Source organism: Deminuibacter soli (assembly GCF_003412455.1).
GTDB lineage: Bacteria > Bacteroidota > Bacteroidia > Chitinophagales > Chitinophagaceae > Deminuibacter > Deminuibacter soli.
The window spans coordinates 17,054-32,515 of the sequence record NZ_QTJU01000017.1 but is presented as its reverse complement, the minus strand read 5'-3'; the positions used below and the strand labels follow the sequence as shown (position 1 = coordinate 32,515).

The 15,462-nt window shown below is 49.0% G+C and carries 13 protein-coding genes; 7 read left to right on the top strand and 6 right to left on the bottom strand.

Features of this window, described 5'->3' with window-relative positions; genetic code table 11:
• Window positions 1–10 precede the first annotated feature (10 nt).
• From DXN05_RS23945 to DXN05_RS23935, 3 genes are all read right to left on the bottom strand, one after another.
• Window positions 11–3,202 (bottom strand): SusC/RagA family TonB-linked outer membrane protein, encoded by a 3,192-nt coding sequence (locus DXN05_RS23945; RefSeq protein ID WP_116849846.1) that lies wholly within the window; start codon window positions 3,200–3,202, stop codon window positions 11–13.
• A gap of 563 nt (window positions 3,203–3,765) precedes the next feature.
• Window positions 3,766–4,395, bottom strand: a complete 630-nt coding sequence (locus DXN05_RS23940) for a chloramphenicol acetyltransferase (RefSeq protein ID WP_116849845.1) — start codon at window positions 4,393–4,395, stop codon at window positions 3,766–3,768.
• 2 nt (window positions 4,396–4,397) lie between these two features.
• A complete protein-coding gene (locus DXN05_RS23935) occupies window positions 4,398–5,093 on the bottom strand; it encodes an HAD family hydrolase (RefSeq protein WP_116849844.1) in 696 nt (231 codons plus the stop codon).
• 156 nt (window positions 5,094–5,249) lie between these two features.
• Here DXN05_RS23935 and DXN05_RS23930 point away from each other — a divergent pair, with 156 nt between their 5' ends.
• From DXN05_RS23930 to DXN05_RS23905, 6 genes are all read left to right on the top strand, one after another.
• A complete protein-coding gene (locus DXN05_RS23930; RefSeq protein WP_116849843.1) occupies window positions 5,250–6,209 on the top strand; it encodes a helix-turn-helix transcriptional regulator in 960 nt (319 codons plus the stop codon).
• 73 nt (window positions 6,210–6,282) lie between these two features.
• Entirely contained in the window at window positions 6,283–6,723 is a 441-nt protein-coding gene (locus DXN05_RS23925; RefSeq protein ID WP_116849861.1) for a rhodanese-like domain-containing protein, read from the top strand.
• Window positions 6,724–7,037: 314 nt separating this feature from the next.
• Window positions 7,038–7,430 (top strand): DoxX family protein, encoded by a 393-nt coding sequence (locus DXN05_RS23920; RefSeq protein ID WP_116849842.1) that lies wholly within the window; start codon window positions 7,038–7,040, stop codon window positions 7,428–7,430.
• A 36-nt stretch (window positions 7,431–7,466) separates the two neighbouring features.
• On the top strand, window positions 7,467–7,991 hold the full coding sequence (locus DXN05_RS23915; RefSeq protein WP_116849841.1) for an SRPBCC family protein: 525 nt from the start codon (window positions 7,467–7,469) through the stop codon (window positions 7,989–7,991).
• Window positions 7,992–8,168: 177 nt separating this feature from the next.
• Window positions 8,169–8,684 carry a DinB family protein gene (locus DXN05_RS23910; RefSeq protein WP_116849840.1) on the top strand — a complete coding sequence of 172 codons (516 nt, stop codon included), beginning with the start codon at window positions 8,169–8,171 and terminating at the stop codon, window positions 8,682–8,684.
• A 74-nt stretch (window positions 8,685–8,758) separates the two neighbouring features.
• Window positions 8,759–10,156 carry an MATE family efflux transporter gene (locus DXN05_RS23905; protein WP_116849839.1) on the top strand — a complete coding sequence of 466 codons (1,398 nt, stop codon included), beginning with the start codon at window positions 8,759–8,761 and terminating at the stop codon, window positions 10,154–10,156.
• Window positions 10,157–10,296: 140 nt separating this feature from the next.
• Here DXN05_RS23905 and DXN05_RS23900 read toward each other — a convergent pair whose 3' ends face one another.
• Complete coding sequence (locus DXN05_RS23900) at window positions 10,297–11,979, bottom strand: sodium/sugar symporter (RefSeq protein ID WP_116849838.1); 1,683 nt, start codon at window positions 11,977–11,979, stop codon at window positions 10,297–10,299.
• 43 nt (window positions 11,980–12,022) lie between these two features.
• Window positions 12,023–12,898, bottom strand: a complete 876-nt coding sequence (locus tag DXN05_RS23895; RefSeq protein ID WP_116849837.1) for an inositol oxygenase family protein — start codon at window positions 12,896–12,898, stop codon at window positions 12,023–12,025.
• Window positions 12,899–13,026: 128 nt separating this feature from the next.
• Between DXN05_RS23895 and DXN05_RS23890 the strand changes: the two genes are divergently transcribed.
• Window positions 13,027–14,046, top strand: coding sequence for a LacI family DNA-binding transcriptional regulator (locus DXN05_RS23890; RefSeq protein ID WP_116849836.1), 1,020 nt, complete (start codon window positions 13,027–13,029; stop codon window positions 14,044–14,046).
• Here DXN05_RS23890 and DXN05_RS23885 read toward each other — a convergent pair.
• Window positions 14,043–15,383: an ATP-binding protein gene (locus tag DXN05_RS23885; RefSeq protein WP_211330138.1), complete on the bottom strand. Its 1,341-nt coding sequence runs from the start codon at window positions 15,381–15,383 to the stop codon at window positions 14,043–14,045. The genes DXN05_RS23890 and DXN05_RS23885 overlap by 4 nt on opposite strands.
• Window positions 15,384–15,462: the final 79 nt, after the last annotated feature.

Below are 15,462 nucleotides of genomic sequence, written 5' to 3'. Positions count from 1 at the left end.
GCTTTTCTGCTTAAAATTTAAGATTCACATTAATGCCATAGCTGCGGGTAGAAGGCAGGCTCAGGTCTTCCAGGCCCTGACCGTTACCGGTGTTAAAGGCATTTTCCGGGTCAATGTTGGGTACGTTTTTATGGATGATCCACAGGTTGCGGCCAACCAGTGCAACGGTTGCGCCCTGGAAGCCGATGTGCTTAATCCACGCGGCAGGCAGTGCGTAGCCGAATTTCACTTCACGCAGTTTTACGTACGAGGCGCTGTATATCCATGCTTCATCAAAGTTGCGCACTGCTTTGTAGTACTGCTGTGCAGAAAGTATACTGGTGTTGGCTTTGCCATCTGCAGTAACGCCGTTGAATATCATACCGTCGTCGTGTATGGTTTCACCATTGGGGCCTGCATTGCCCTGTACGGGTTTGGCAGAAGTGTTGTTGCCGGGGTAGTAGTAGTTTAAACCACCGTGTGCAGCATCCCTGCCTGGCAGTGTAAGTGCCAGTACACCCGTATAGGCACCGGTTGAGTTGGTGTTGGAGTACAGGGAGCCGCCAATGCTGGCATCAACCAGTACACTCAGGTTAAAGTTTTTGTAGCTAAAGCTGTTGGTGATACCGCCAATCCAGTCTGGTGTGTATTTACCCAGTATCTGCTGTGTGGGGTTGGTAACGGGTGCGCCGCTTGCATCTACCACAATCTGTCCGCTGCTGTTGCGGGTATAGGCATTGCCCAGCAGGCTGCCGTATGCCTGGCCTACTGCTGCTACGGTGCTTACAGTTCTGTCTGTACCCAGTACATAATTCTTTAAGCGGCCTGCATCATCGAGTGACCACAGTTTGCTTTTGTTGGCAGCGAAGTTGATATTAATGTCCCATTGGAAATCTTTGTTTTTGATCGGGGTAACACCTGCCTGCACTTCAATGCCTTTGTTAGTGAGCTTGCCGCCGTTGAGCACCTGTTGTGTAAAGCCGGTAGTGCCGCTTACATCGATGTTCAGGATCTGGTTGGTGCTGCTGCTGTGGTATAAGCTTACATCGAGGTGTGCCCTGTTTTTAAAGAAGCCTGCTTCAAAACCAACTTCAGTAGTGTTTACGCTTTCTGATTTAAGATTGGGGTTTAGTGCTTTGCTCGGTGCTGTTAACTGCGGGTTGCCGCCGAATGTAGGCAGTACAAAGGGGTATACATTCTGCAGCTGGTAAGGGTCTGTATCATTACCCACTTTGGCCCAGCCGCCTCTTACTTTTAAGTAGCTGAGTACATTGCCCTGCAGGTGTAATGCATCGCTCAGGATAAATGATCCGTTTACAGAAGGGTAGAAGTACGACATGCTGGAGATGGGCAGTGTTGAGCTCCAGTCGTTACGCAATGTTACACTTACAAATGCGTAGTTGCGGAAGCCTACCTGTGCCGATCCGTATATACTGTTTTGTTTCAGCTTGGAATAGTAGCTGGATGATACCAGGGGATCGCGTGAGTTGCTGAGCGTGTAAATGCCTGCTACAGCGAGTTTGGGCGCTATCTGGTCGTTCTCGGAATATGTTTTGTAACGAATGTTGCCTGCTGCAAGCGCATCGATGCTGAAGTCGTGGCTGAGTTTTTTGGTATAGGTTAAACTCAACTCCGTGTTGTTCTCATTTACGGTAAAGGCATCTTCTTCGTAGTTGCCGAATGGTGTGCCGTTGGTGCCGTAAGCAATGCGCAGTTTGCGGCGGTCTGTATAATAGTCGTTACCTGTTTTAAAGTTGGCATTCAGTCCCTCGGCTATTTTATAGCTCAGGCCAATGTTGCCGATAATGCGGTCGCGCTGCTGACCAACGGTGTTCTGGTTGGCAACAAAGAACGGATTGCTGTAGTAGGCATTGTTCCAGTTTAACCCGCTGCCGGTTTGGTTGTAGTTGTCGCGCAGTTTGTTGATATCTACCTGGCGGCCAAACCATGTGAACTGCAGCATGGTGCTGGTTGCGCGTATACCGCCTGCGCCGGGCAGGTTATCGGCATAACTCCTGATGTAGTTTACATTGGTGTTGAGGGTAAGCCTGGGCGCCAGTTTCAGCGAAGTGTTCAGCCTGAAAAAGTTCTTGCTGATATCGCTGTTGGGGGTAACGCCTGTTTGCTTCAGGTTGTTGTACGAGAAGCGGTAGGTGATTTTATCATTGGCATCTTCAATAGCGATACCGTTGTTATAGGTAACACCTGTTTTAAAATAGTCGCGTACATTGTCGGGGTGCGGTACAAAGGGCTGTGGTGTGCCGTCGAAGAACTGCGGCACCAGCTGGCCCTGCATTTTAGGGCCCCAGCTTTCATCTACCGCATCGTTTACTCCACCGCCTTTGCCGTCTACATAGCTAAATTGTCCGTTTGAGCCCTGGCCAAACACATCCTGGTATTTGGGCAGGGTGAGCAGGTTTTCAAAGCTGGTGCTGCTGGTGAGTGTTACACCCAAACCGTTTTTGGGTTTGCCTGTTTTTGTTTTAATCAGCACTACGCCATGTGCAGCACGTGAGCCGTACAGGGCTGCAGCGTTGGGGCCTTTCAGTACGCTGAGGCTTTCAATATCGTCTGAGTTAATGTCTGATATGGTGTTGGGGTAGTCTCTCGATGCGTTAACGCCTGTAGCTACGGTTGTACCTACGGTGTTACCCAGCTGCGAGTTGTCTACCGGCAGCCCGTCTACTATAAACAATGGCTGGTTATAGTTGGAAATGGAAGTTTCGCCGCGGATGATAATGCGGGAAGAACCCATACCGCCCTGGCTGTTGGTGATGCGTACACCGGCTACTTTACCGGCCAGCGCATTTACCAGGTTGGTTTCCTTGGCTTCTGCGATGTCTTTTGATTTCAGTTCCTGCACCGAGTAGCCCAATGCCTTGCGTTGTTTAGAAATACCGAGGGCGGTTACCACCACTTCGTTCAGGTTGCCCTGTTCTGCATCGAGCACTACCTGCAGGTTATTGGTGGCTGCCACGTATTTGATGGCATAACCCACGTATTCAAATGCCAGTGAATCGCCTGTATTGGCGGTGATGGAAAAATTACCACCGGCATCTGTTACCACACCTTTGGAGGCGCCTTTAATATGAACAGATACACCTGCAAGCGGTGTGTTGGTGCCTGCGGATGATACGATGCCGCTGATACGTGTTTGTGCCTGTACTATCACGCCCGCAAACAGCAGGGCCAGGCCTGAAAGGAGTAAATGTCTGGTCAACATAAATCTTTTTAAGCAATGAAGAAATACCTGGTATTTTTTATTTCCGGCAATGATCGGGTGTTGCTATAAGTTAGTCAGTAGGTAGTTAACGTCAAGGGACGGGCAATAAGTTCGTTGCGGCTGGCAGTAGTTGGTATCAACAACAGCAGCGGCAGTTCAATTGTTTACAACGCATGTGGGTACACGCGGTAATGGCCGGGATTAGTTGGGGGATGCAGTGGTGGCTCAAAGTCAATTTCAATCTTTTCATGTCATCAGTCATTGTGCTGCAAATGCTTGCGTGTTGTTTTCCGGCACAAATATATAAAGTCTATCTGTAAAGTAGACTTTTAATTTTTTTGAAAGGCAACGGGAGCTGATGAGCAGGTTTAAGAACAGAACACCGGTAAGTAAAAAATACCTGTGAGGACACAGTCTGGGACGGAAACTTTCCAGTATGCCCATGCCGGTGTCCCCACCGGCATGGCACGTTTGGGTTGGTGGCTGTGGGGACACAGCCACGGGCGAGGGGTGGAAGGCTTTTGTAGAGCTTTTGATGGCTTTTTTAAGGTGTCTGCCACCGGCTAGTGGCTGCCATTCATCAGTTCCTGGAACAGTTCCGCATACCGCCCCACATCCGAGCCATCCATCAACGCATGGTGCACGTGAATGGATACCGGGAAGCTTTTGCGGCCCTGGTGTTCGGTGACTTTGCCGAATGATATTTTGGGTACGCTGTCTGCAAAGCCCGAGTGCCGTGCGTGCTCAAGACTGGTGAAATCGAGCCAGGGCATGGCAGAGTAGTGGATAACGTTGTCACCTGATTTGGAGGGAACCAGTCCGGTGGATTGCTGCACGCGCTCCATTTCTGCCTTGGCTGCGGCGTGAAAAGTGGATAGGTCAGCATGGTAATCCATATACGCAAAACCAAACGTGCCATCAGGCCGGTTAATGGTAGGGGATGCGTGCACGGCATCGTGTATAAATACTTCTTTGCCTTCAATCCGGTAACGGAAGGGTTCAATGGTATTGGCTGCCCTGAGCGACTGGTACAGGTAGTACAGGAAAAACGAACAGCCCTGTTCCTTTGCACGCTGGTAAGCTTGCGTGCAGTCGATACGGATACATACGCCAAAGTATGGATCACTGAAGCCACCGAAGAAGTGGAAATGGTCTTTTCTTGCCCAGGATGCAATTGGTAATAATGTTTTCATGATTATACGAGGCTAAGCAGCTGTGTAAATGTTTCGGCCCGGTACAGGTTGTCGTGCTCAATGGCATCGCTTACGGTTTCATGTATCCAGGTGGTGTGAAAGGGAATGTGCAGGGCATGACCGCCAATGCCCAGTACCGGCAGTATATCCGATTTGAGCGAATTACCCACCATGAGCATATTGCCCGGCGGCACGTCGAGGTGTTTTACAAGTTTCAGGTAGCTGGCTTCATCTTTTTCGCTCATCACCTCAATGTGATGGAAATAATGCGCCAGGCCCGATTTCTTAAGCTTGCGTTCCTGGTCCAGCAGGTCGCCCTTGGTGGCCACTACCAGGCGGTAGCGCTGCCTTAATTGCTGCAGTACGTGTTCAATATCTTCGAGCAGTACCACGGGCTGGTTCAGCATGTGTGTGCCCAGTGCCAGAATCTGGCGCGTAAGGTCTGCATTAAATGCATCGCCTGCTATTTCGAGTGCGGTTTCAATCATAGAGAGAATGAACGCCTTGATGCCATAGCCGTACAGCGGGATATTGGCGATTTCGATACGCAGCAGTATGCGTTCCACATCGGTCTGCGGCAGGTATTGGGCCAGCAGGCGACAGAAAGCGGCTTCTGTTTCCCTGAAATAAGGCTCATTGCTCCACAGGGTGTCATCTGCATCAAAAACAATTACCTGTATATCTTTATTTTTTATCATGATCCATTGCTTTAACAGCTATTCAGTACGCCCATATCGGCGGGCTTTACCAGCAGGGCAAGTTGCGTATCTTTGCTGCTGTAGTATCCTGCAAGTTGCAGCAATGTTTTGTGAAACAGACAGCTGAAACGGATTAAAATATTACCCAAACGGAGCATGTACCAGATTGAAGGCGCTGAATTTTCGAACCTGATACGCCGTGAGTTTACGGCGGGTGTGGCTGCGGCATATGCAGCTGCTGCGCTGGAGGGCAAATTTGATTGCCGTTCGGTGAACCTGCGCGGGGGTGTGTTCAACGTGCTGCAATTCAGCTCTGATTTTTACCAGCCCCTGGCACTGCGCAAACTCAGCGACACCTCGCATGTAAGCCTGCACTTTCAGCTGGCAGGCGCTTCGGATGCAGAGATATCGGGTTTTAAAGGTAAAATGCCTTTGCAGGCGGGGGAGTTTAACCTCATGTATTGTGTTGATCCCGTAAGCTCGTACTGGTTTCCGCAGCAGGCGCATTATGGTTATGTGAGTGTGGCACTGCAACCTGATTTCTTTACCGGTTTGCTGGAAGATTGCGGTGATGCCTTTGCGCATTTGCACAACAGCATGATGCGGCAATCACCCTTTGCCTTGTTTAAAAACAGGGCATTGATCAGCACAGCACAACGACAGGTATTACAGCAGATTCAGCAGCCTGCTGTGGCCGATTCACTGAAAGGCGCTTATCTCACTGCCAAAGTAAAAGAGCTGGCCCTGCTTTGTTTGCAGGAGGCCGGTGCGCCGCAGGCACAGGATGGAGTGAGCACACATGATAGAGACCGTTTGCAGGCATTGTACAGTCACCTGCAACAACATTACCTGCAGGCGCATTCGCTGGAATTGTTAAGCAAACAATTTCTGCTGAATGAGTTTAAACTGAAAAAGGGTTTTAAACAGCTCTATGGTACTACGGTGTTCGGGTTTATACAAGGCCTGCGTATGCAACATGCTGCCTTGTTGTTAAGCAGCGGCGGAACAACCATTGCACAAACAGCTGCAATCACCGGTTATGCTTCTGAGGCTGCATTCAGCAGGGCTTTTAAACAGTTTCATGGTTATGCACCGGGTTATGTGAAAAAGGCTTAGGTATGCTGTGTTATTTACCTTTACATTTGTTGCATCACCGGTATCCGGTTTATCTTGAACCAATAAGATGTATATGCGCAGGTTTCCCATTATAATCGTTGTAGCTCTCGTATGTATCGCAACTGCATTTGTGCCCAGGCAGCAAACCAAAGTTGATCCCTGGAAGCCGGAGCAGCTGATGGAGCCTGCTGCGCTGGCGGATGTGCTGAAGAGTAATACTGCCACCAAGCCGCTGGTGATCTGCGTAGGGCCTTCGGGTGTTATCAGCGGGTCGGTAGAGACTGGTCCTGCGGGTAAGCCGGAGAATCTTACCAAACTTAAAAACCTGCTCGTTTCCCAACCGAAGAACCGTGAAATTGTATTGTATTGCGGCTGCTGTCCGTTTGAACATTGTCCCAATGTGCGCCCTGCTTTTACCCTGCTGAATGATATGCATTTTGCGCATCCGTACCTGCTGAATTTATCGCATAATATCAAGACAGACTGGATAGATAAGGGGTACCCGGTGCATTAACAGCCAGCTGCAAGCTCTAGGCTCCAGGCTACGAGCTGCGAGCTGCAAGCTGCCAGCTTGTTTGCAGTAAATCGCCTTTGGCGAGAGTACCTGGTATCTAATACTCGCTAAGATCATCTCGACTGTCGACTGTCGATTCTCGATGCGTTTATCACTGACGGCTGCCGGTAGTACCCGCTAAGATCGTCTCGACTGTCGATGCTCGATTCTCGATGCTTCTTGGCTCAAATTGCCCCGAAGGTTGTCATGTATGCACAGCTGCAACGCCGTTAAACAGGAATAATTTTGATCCTGTACAACAAAAACTAAAAGCTATGTATACCGCAACTGTTACGCAATCCGCGTCAAGAAAAGACCATGTTATTTACTGGGTATTTACCGCATTACTGGTATTACTCGATTCAGTGCCCTCCTTCTGGTTTAATTCGCAGCTGGCGATAGATGGCATACACCACATGGGTTTTCCTGATTATTTCAGGATAGAACTGAGCATCGGCAAAATCATCGGCGGCATATTGCTGATTGTGCCTGCCGTCCCTGCACGACTGAAAGAATGGGCCTATGTAGGCTTTGGCATTACGTTTATCTCGGCTGCTGTTGGTCACCTGGTACTGGATGGTATTGGCCAGGCGCTGCTGCCGCTGGTGGGGTTTATTATATTGATCGTATCGTACGTTTACTTTCACAAAACAAGAGCAGCTGCCTAGCTGTATTATACACCCATACACGTTAAACCTGCTGTTATGATTATACTGTATATTATTGCCGCCGTCATTGTGCTGGTATTGATTATCGCTGCCTTTACCGGCACTGCATGGAGTTATGAAAAATCCATCGTGATACAGGCACCCGTAAGCACGGTATGGACGCATGTTAACTCCCTCGCTGCCTTGAATGAATGGAGCCCCTGGGCCGGTAAAGATCCTGCCATGAAAAAGGAGTTCTCCGGTACAGACGGTACGCCAGGTGCCAGCTTTGCATGGGACAGCCAGCAGAAGAATGTAGGTGCAGGCAGTCAAACGATTGTTAAGGTGGTGAACGAATCTGCGCTCGATACACGCATTGATTTCCTGCGCCCTTTTAAAGGCGTGGCAGATGCAACTGTGGCGATTGCGCCTGAAACAGGCGGTACCAGGGCCACCTGGAAAATCAAAAGCAGTACGCCGTACCCGATGAATATTATCAAGGTGTTCGGGGTAATCGAGAAAAACATGGACAGGGATTTTAATGCAGGGCTTACGAAGCTGAAAGCGCTGAGCGAAGGGTAGGTTGCAACCACTTCCTGCCGGTGAGGACACCGGCATAGGCATCGTAAGGGGTACGCACCGACTGGCGACTTACGTTAAATGTCACAAACGCCACCATACTTCGTCATGTTTGCCACTCTGGTTTGCGGGGGAGATTGCTGAATTTTGAGTGATTCAATCATCGAAAAAATCCCTGTTATGAATAACGACATCGCCAATGCCCTCGACAACACCCGCAAGCACCTGCTCAGTGCCATCGAAGTATTTACGCCTGCGCAGTTTAACCGTGTTCCGTTTGAAAACAGCTGGACACCCGGCCAGGTAGCAGAACACCTGCTAAAAGCCGACGGCGGCGCGCTGGAAATGATTCACGGGGCCACTGCGATAACAGACAGGCAGCCGGATGAGAAGAATGAGATTGTCAGCGCCATTTTCCTGGACTTTAACACCAAAATGAAATCGCCTGATTTTATTCTCCCGTCCAGTGAGCCGAAAGACAAAAACAATATGCTGCAGCAGCTGAACGATAAACTCGCCGGACTGGCGCAGGCTGCGCGGGAAATGGATTTAACCAGAACCTGCACTGCATTTGAGCTGCCGGGGCTGGGGCTGCTTACCAGGCTGGAATGGCTGAATTTTGCCAATGTACACACACGCAGGCACATACATCAGCTGGAAAACATACATAAAGTAACCGCTGGTGTAATACAGTGATGGCTTGCCATAATTGACATTGCGCGGCTTGCTTATTTTGCATAGATTGTTCCCTCGTAAATTCCCTGCACAATATGTCAACGCAAACCAGGTCTTATACATTGAACAATATGGTGTCTATCATCCGGCAATCGCTCAACGGCGAGCAGCAGGATTATACACAGGGCAGTATTCCGCGCGCAGTATTTTTACTGGCCATACCGATGATACTTGAACTGAGCCTCGAAAGTGTGTTTGCCGTGGTAGACATGTTTTTTGTAGGCAAGCTCGGTGAGAATGCCATTGCTACTGTAGGCTTAACAGAATCGGTGATCACGATTGTATATTCCGTAGCCATCGGCTTAAGTACAGCAGCCACGGCTATTGTAGCACGCAGAACGGGAGAGAAGAACCCCGAAGCAGCTGCAAGCGCAGGTGCGCAGGCTATTGTGATTGGCTTTATTGTAGCGGTAACGCTAAGCGCAATAGGCATCTTCTTCGCGCCGCATATACTGGCAGGCATGGGCGCCAGTGCAGCTGTGGTACGGGATGGCGCCATCTTTACCCGCATTATGCTGGGTGGCAGTACGGCTGTACTCTTCCTGTTTTTAATCAATGGTGTTTTCCGCGGTGCGGGTGATGCAGCCATGGCCATGAAAAGCCTGTGGGTGGCGAGTATCATCAACATAATCCTGTGCCCCATTTTTATTCATTTCTTCGGATTGAAGGGTGCGGCTATTGCAACGGTCATCGGTCGTAGCACGGGTGTTGCGTATCAATGTTATCACTTGTTCAGGGGCAATGGCATACTGAAGTTTAAAGCAAGCCTGTTCAGGTTAACGAAAGAAACCGTACAGTCCATTGTAAAGATCGCCTGGCCTGCCACGCTGCAGTTTATCATTGCCAGCGGAAGCTGGATTGTGATGGCCAGGCTGGTAGCTGAAACCGGTGGTACCACTGCATCTGCAGGTTACCAGATCGCTATCCGCAATGTGGTGTTTTTCATATTGCCTGCCTGGGGGCTCAGCAATGCAGCCGCTACGCTGGTAGGGCAAAACCTGGGCGCCAGGCAGGCGCAGCGTGCAGAACAGAGCGTGTTGCTTACTGCACGTTACAATGCCATCTTTATGAGCCTTGTGATGGTACTGTTTCTCTTCCTGGCCAAACCCATCATCCATATTTTTACCGATGATGTAGGTGTTGCGCAATACGGCGCGCGCTCCCTGCAAATTATCGGCTCTGCCTATATCTTCTACGGTATCGGTATGGTAATGACGCAGGCGCTCAACGGCGCAGGTGATACCCGCACGCCAACGGTCATCAACTTCGTTTGTTTCTGGCTGTTCCAGATCCCCTTTGCCTACCTGCTGGCCAAGGGCCTTGATCTTAAATCTACCGGCGCTTTCATCGCCATTCCTGTAGCGGAATCACTCATTGCGCTGGTGGCGTGGTATTATTTTAAAAAAGGGAAATGGAAGGAAGTGAAGGTGTAGAAGTGTTGGTGGTACCCTTCGGGACGGCCGGACGTTAGTGAGTAGTGAGTGGTCAATGGTGAGTGAAAAACCGGTGCTGATGAATAGTCAATAGTAAATGAATACGTTTCGATTACTCACTATTGACTACTCACCACTCACTAGTAGAATACCGTATACAGCGCCGTTAAAATGCCGAGTATGATAATCGAGCTGATAACAAAGGCTGGTGTAACGCGGAACATCGTGGTATCCATTTCGAGGGGCTTGCCGTTGTTGCCGCTGTTGGGGCGGAGACGGCTCATGATAACCATGATGATAACGATGATAAGGAATGTGATGCCCATGCGGTCGAGGAAGGGCATTTCGTATTGAATGCTGCCGTCTTTTTGTGTTACGGGAATAGAAAAGCCCGAGCCACTCAGGAAACTAAGGTTTACAAAATTGGGGAGGAACTTAAAGATCACCGATAACAGGAAACCGCCGATGGTAGCAAACAGTGCTGCGTTGGAGGTGGTTTTCTTCCAGAACAAACCCAGCAGGAAAATAGCCAGTACGCTGGGGGCAATCAAACCCACATAGTCTTGTATAAACTGGTAAGCCTGGTCAAGCGATTGCAGGGCCGGTGCAATAACGGCTGCAATGAGCATGGAGATAATCACCGCCCATCTGCCTACACTTACCAGCTTTTTCTCAGATGCGTTCTTGTTAAAATACTTGCCATAAATATCCAGCGAGAAAATGGTGGAGATGCTGTTGGCCTTGCCTGCCAGTGATGCTACTACTGCAGCAGTCAACGCGGCAAAGGCGATGCCTTTTAACCCTGCAGGCAGCAGGTTCATCAGTGTTGGGTAAGCGTTATCGGGTTTAACCGCGCCGTTTACCAGCATTTCCTGTGCAAACAAACCCTTGCTGTGCATTACATACATGGCAATGCCGGGCAGCACTACAATCACGGGTACCAGCAGTTTCAGGAAGGCGGCGAAGATAATACCGCCACGGGCTGTTTTTAAATCAGAACCCAATGCACGCTGAATGATGTATTGGTTGCATCCCCAGTACGCAAGGTTGTTCACCCACATACCGCCGATGATCACCGAGAGGCCGGGCAGTTCTTTGTAATGATCATTGTCGCGCGGGAGAATCATGTGAAAATGATCCGGTGCTTCCTTGCGCAGGGCCAGTAAGCCTTTGAGTACATCACCGCCAAAACCGAGTTTTTCAGAGAGCAGCGACAGGGCAAGATAGGTGGTTACCAATCCGCCGATAATCAGCACCAGTACCTGTATTACATCGGTATAGCCGATCACCTTCATACCACCTAACGTTACAAAAATGGCGAACACACTAAGCCCCACAATGCACCACGCGAAGGGCACATTGGATATGCTGTGTATGGCCAGCGCGCCGAGGTACAGGATAGAAGTAAGGTTTACCAGCACATATACCAGCAGCCAGAATACGGCCATAATGGTGCTCACGGTATCGTTGTACCGCGTACTCAAAAACTGGGGCATGGTGTAAATGCGGTTTTTGAGATAGAGTGGTATAAACAATACGGCTACCAGTATCAGCGTTGCGGCAGACATCCATTCGTAGGTAGAAATGGCCAGGCCAATGGCAAAACCGGAGCCTGACATGCCGATGAAGTGCTCAGCCGAAATATTGGAAGCAATTAAGGAAGCGCCGATAGCCCACCATGTAAGCGAGCCTTCGGCGAGGAAAAATTCTTTGGTGCTGGTAGTTTTCGATTTCTTGCGACGGTAAATAAAATAACCGTAGCCAGATACAACAATAAAATAAATACAAAAAACAATATAATCTGCTACCTGAAGTTTGTTCATGCTGCGTTTTTGGTGTTGCAATATTACGACAGGCAGCAATACTTTAAAACCTCAGGTGCGCCGGCAGGTATTTAGCCACCAATGCCTCATAGTAGGGTTTCAGTGTTTGCCAGTCTGGCGGGTTGGGATTTTTCGAATATAAGTCATAAGGATTAAACAATTTCACCCAGCGCAACATTTCCCGGTCATGGTCATCCAGCAGGTACCCGTATGCACCTTCGCGATGCCAGGCGTAGAACGAGTGGTAGCGCAGCATATACAATCCTTCTTCAGGCAGGTAATCTTTCAGCATCTGGTATACATATTCGTCATGCCCCCATGACATGGTTACGTTGCGCAAACCGCATCCTTCCTGGTAAACACCGAGCCGGGTGTTAAAGCGTTCGTTGGTATAATCGGGGTTACCGGCAAAAAATTCGGGGAACACAATTTTGTCTGAATAAGCGCAGCCCACCGGGAAGGTATCACCTACCACGGCCCATTGCGGTTCGCCAAACAGGCACAGTACCTTGCCCATATCGTGCATAAGGCCTACGAGTACCATCCAGTCTGGGTGCCCGTCGGCGCGTATGGCTTCTGATGTTTGCAGCAGGTGCTGAAACTGGTCCAGGTCGGTATCGGGGTCAGAATCGTCTACCAGCTGGTTCAAAAAGTGAAAGGCTTCCCATACAGGCATTTCCTTTTTGTTAAACTGCAGGTAATCTGCCCGTTTGGCCTGTACAAAATCGAAGGTCTGGTACAGGTGGTTTAAACGGTAGAACTCTTTTACGGTATCACGTTCGGGAGTGTCGTAATTGCGGTATTCGGCCGTGGTTTTGCCGGAAGCGATCTGTTCGGGATCGGGATAACGGCGCAGCAGGTCGTCTTCCCATTCATCAAGACTGTTCAGTGGCAATGCCTGTGGATTGCTGGTGGACATATGGCGGTGTTTTAGTACATTTAATGTAAAGCAATGGCACTGCTAATGTGGCTGAATTTACCGGCTTGCGGTAAATACCGGTTGCTTTTATTTGCGAAACCGTTTTCGTGCCGTTAACGTTCAATTGCATGCCTGTTACCATTAAAGATCTTGCCCAGGAGCTGCGGCTGTCAGTGGCCACTATTTCAAAGGCCCTGAAAGACAGCTATGAAATAAGTGCCGAAACTAAACAGCGCGTGCTCGAGCTTGCCCACAGGCTGCACTACGTGCCCAATCCATACGCCAGCAGCCTGCGCAAGGGCAGCAGCAAAACCATTGCGGTGGTAGTACCCGAAGTGGCCGACAGCTTTTTTGCTTTATCCATTAACGGGATTGAATCGGTGGCCCGGGAGAAGGGCTACCATGTACTGATTTATCAAACCCATGAACAGGGCGAAAGGGAACAGGCTATCCTGCAGGCTTTTCACAATGGCAGGGTAGATGGAGTGCTGTTGTCTGTTTCGGGCGATGCGGCAGGCACTGATCATTTTGAAGAACTGTGTGCGAATGATGTACCGCTGGTGTTTTTTGACCGCGTGTGTACTACCGTCGCTGCTGCACGTGTGCAAACAGATGACCAGGTTTCGGGTTATATGGCCACCCAACACCTGCTGGAAGCCGGCTGCAAACGCATTGCCGTACTGGCTGCAGATAAACAACTGTCTATCATCAGCGACCGCATTGCGGGTTTTGAAGCAGCCATTGCAGAAAGTGCATCGCCTCGTGGTAAACACACTGTATTGTATTGCGATGCAGCTGAAGAAAACGCATACGGGCAGTTAGTAACCTTACTGCAAGGCAGCGACAGGCCAGATGGCATAATTGGTTTGGTAGAAAGTCTTGCCCTGCTTGCATACAAAGCCTGCAACGCATTACAGCTATCTATTCCGCGCGATGTAAAAGTGATGGGCTTTTCCAATACCAAAGCAGCCGCATTGCTGCAGCCATCGCTCACCACCATCACCCAGCCGGCCTTCGACATGGGCCGCCAGGCAGCGATACTGTTGTTTAAAGCACTGCAGAAAAGCCATTTCTCCCTGAAAGAGGAGTGGCATGTATTGCCCTCTGTGCTGGAGAAAAGGGCGTCTACAGGTAGTGGAGATGCTTAACTGTTAAATAGCATCATTTTATTGGTAAAGCTGTTTTTGCCTACCGCGTAACAATAAGTAGCGGCAGGAATAAAACATAGTTCAATACCGTTGAATACAGTGTGGTGTGTTTTGTCGATACTGGTTATCCACGCAATCTTGCTTTTATTTTCTGCACAATACTTCAGCAATGATTTTAATTTGCCTGGATTGTTTACGAACTGGTTGCTCCATTTCACTTCTACCATGAATGCCGGTTTTTGTTTGGGATTCACCATTACGAGATCTACTTCGCCACCTGTCCATGCTGCAAAATGTAATGGCATATTTCCCCTGTGCAACCATTGCGCAACGATGGCGTTTTCTACCATCTGGCCAAAATGATCATCGTTGTATGAGATTGGTGCAAACAATGCACAGCGCATACTTGGGTTGGTAAGATAGATTTTAAACCTGCTGTCGCGCTGAAACCTTTTGGTGTTTATACCTACGGGATACAATATTTTTATCAGGAACGCAGCTTCGAGATACTCTATGTATTTCCTGATGGTTGCTTTGTCAACGCCTGATTCCTGTGCCAGGCTTTCAAGGTTAAACTCATTCCCTGAATTGTAGGCAATTACATTAAAAAGGGAATTGAGTTCCTGTACATCTCTTATGCCGTATAAGCTGGGCAGATCGCGTAGCAATACTTTATCAATAATGTCGCTCCTGATGAACCTGCCAGGGTCTTTCTGGATTTCATCGTTAAAAATTACTTCAGGGTAGCCGCCAAAGTTGATATAAGCTAAAAAGTGGTCGTTGAGCTTGTCCCAGTCATTGGCAATGTCGAGCGTAAATGTGTGCGAGCCCCATTCGTATTGCTGTGGTGTAAGCAGGTAAGTCAGATCCTTTAAATGTAAATACTCCTGGAAAGTAAGCGGTGGCAACATAAAATCACTGAACCTGCCTGCACCTGATTCATTGCTTTTTAGTTTTAACGCTGCAGCAGCAGAACCGGATACTACAAAACGTATGTTGGTATATAAATCAACAAGGGACTTTAGATGCTCTTCCCAGTTTTTGAGGTATTGAATCTCATCAAAAATGAAATAGAAATCTTCATTGGTGTTGTCGTTTAATGCACGTTTAGCCAGGTGCATTAATTCTTCCAGCGCAATATTGTTATAAATAGGCGCATCAACAGACAGGAAGCAGATTTTGCGTGCGGGTACACCGGAAGCAATAAGCTGTTGTACTACCTGGTACAGCATTACGGTTTTCCCTACTCTTCGTGGGCCCATTAATACGGTGGCGCGGCGAACTGTGGTTAAAGTGACTTGTTTGTATAAGTAGTCAAAATACAATCGTCGTTTCAAATGTGCATAAGCAAACGGTATTTGTCCGTTGTCCCACCAGGGATTTTCGACAAGTATTCGCTTGATTATCAGTTCGGAT

Excerpts from the sequence above, each read along its gene's own strand:
- DXN05_RS23895 (WP_116849837.1), bottom strand. The coding sequence starts at position 12,898 with ATGTCCACCAGCAATCCACAGGCATTGCCACTGAACAGTCTTGATGAA.
- DXN05_RS23905 (WP_116849839.1), top strand. The coding sequence starts at position 8,759 with ATGTCAACGCAAACCAGGTCTTATACATTGAACAATATGGTGTCTATC.
- DXN05_RS23930 (WP_116849843.1), top strand. The coding sequence starts at position 5,250 with ATGTACCAGATTGAAGGCGCTGAATTTTCGAACCTGATACGCCGTGAG.
- DXN05_RS23920 (WP_116849842.1), top strand. The coding sequence starts at position 7,038 with ATGTATACCGCAACTGTTACGCAATCCGCGTCAAGAAAAGACCATGTT.
- DXN05_RS23945 (WP_116849846.1), bottom strand. The coding sequence starts at position 3,202 with ATGTTGACCAGACATTTACTCCTTTCAGGCCTGGCCCTGCTGTTTGCG.
- DXN05_RS23925 (WP_116849861.1), top strand. The coding sequence starts at position 6,283 with ATGCGCAGGTTTCCCATTATAATCGTTGTAGCTCTCGTATGTATCGCA.
- DXN05_RS23935 (WP_116849844.1), bottom strand. The coding sequence starts at position 5,093 with ATGATAAAAAATAAAGATATACAGGTAATTGTTTTTGATGCAGATGAC.
- DXN05_RS23890 (WP_116849836.1), top strand. The coding sequence starts at position 13,027 with ATGCCTGTTACCATTAAAGATCTTGCCCAGGAGCTGCGGCTGTCAGTG.
- DXN05_RS23910 (WP_116849840.1), top strand. The coding sequence starts at position 8,169 with ATGAATAACGACATCGCCAATGCCCTCGACAACACCCGCAAGCACCTG.
- DXN05_RS23940 (WP_116849845.1), bottom strand. The coding sequence starts at position 4,395 with ATGAAAACATTATTACCAATTGCATCCTGGGCAAGAAAAGACCATTTC.
- DXN05_RS23915 (WP_116849841.1), top strand. The coding sequence starts at position 7,467 with ATGATTATACTGTATATTATTGCCGCCGTCATTGTGCTGGTATTGATT.
- DXN05_RS23900 (WP_116849838.1), bottom strand. The coding sequence starts at position 11,979 with ATGAACAAACTTCAGGTAGCAGATTATATTGTTTTTTGTATTTATTTT.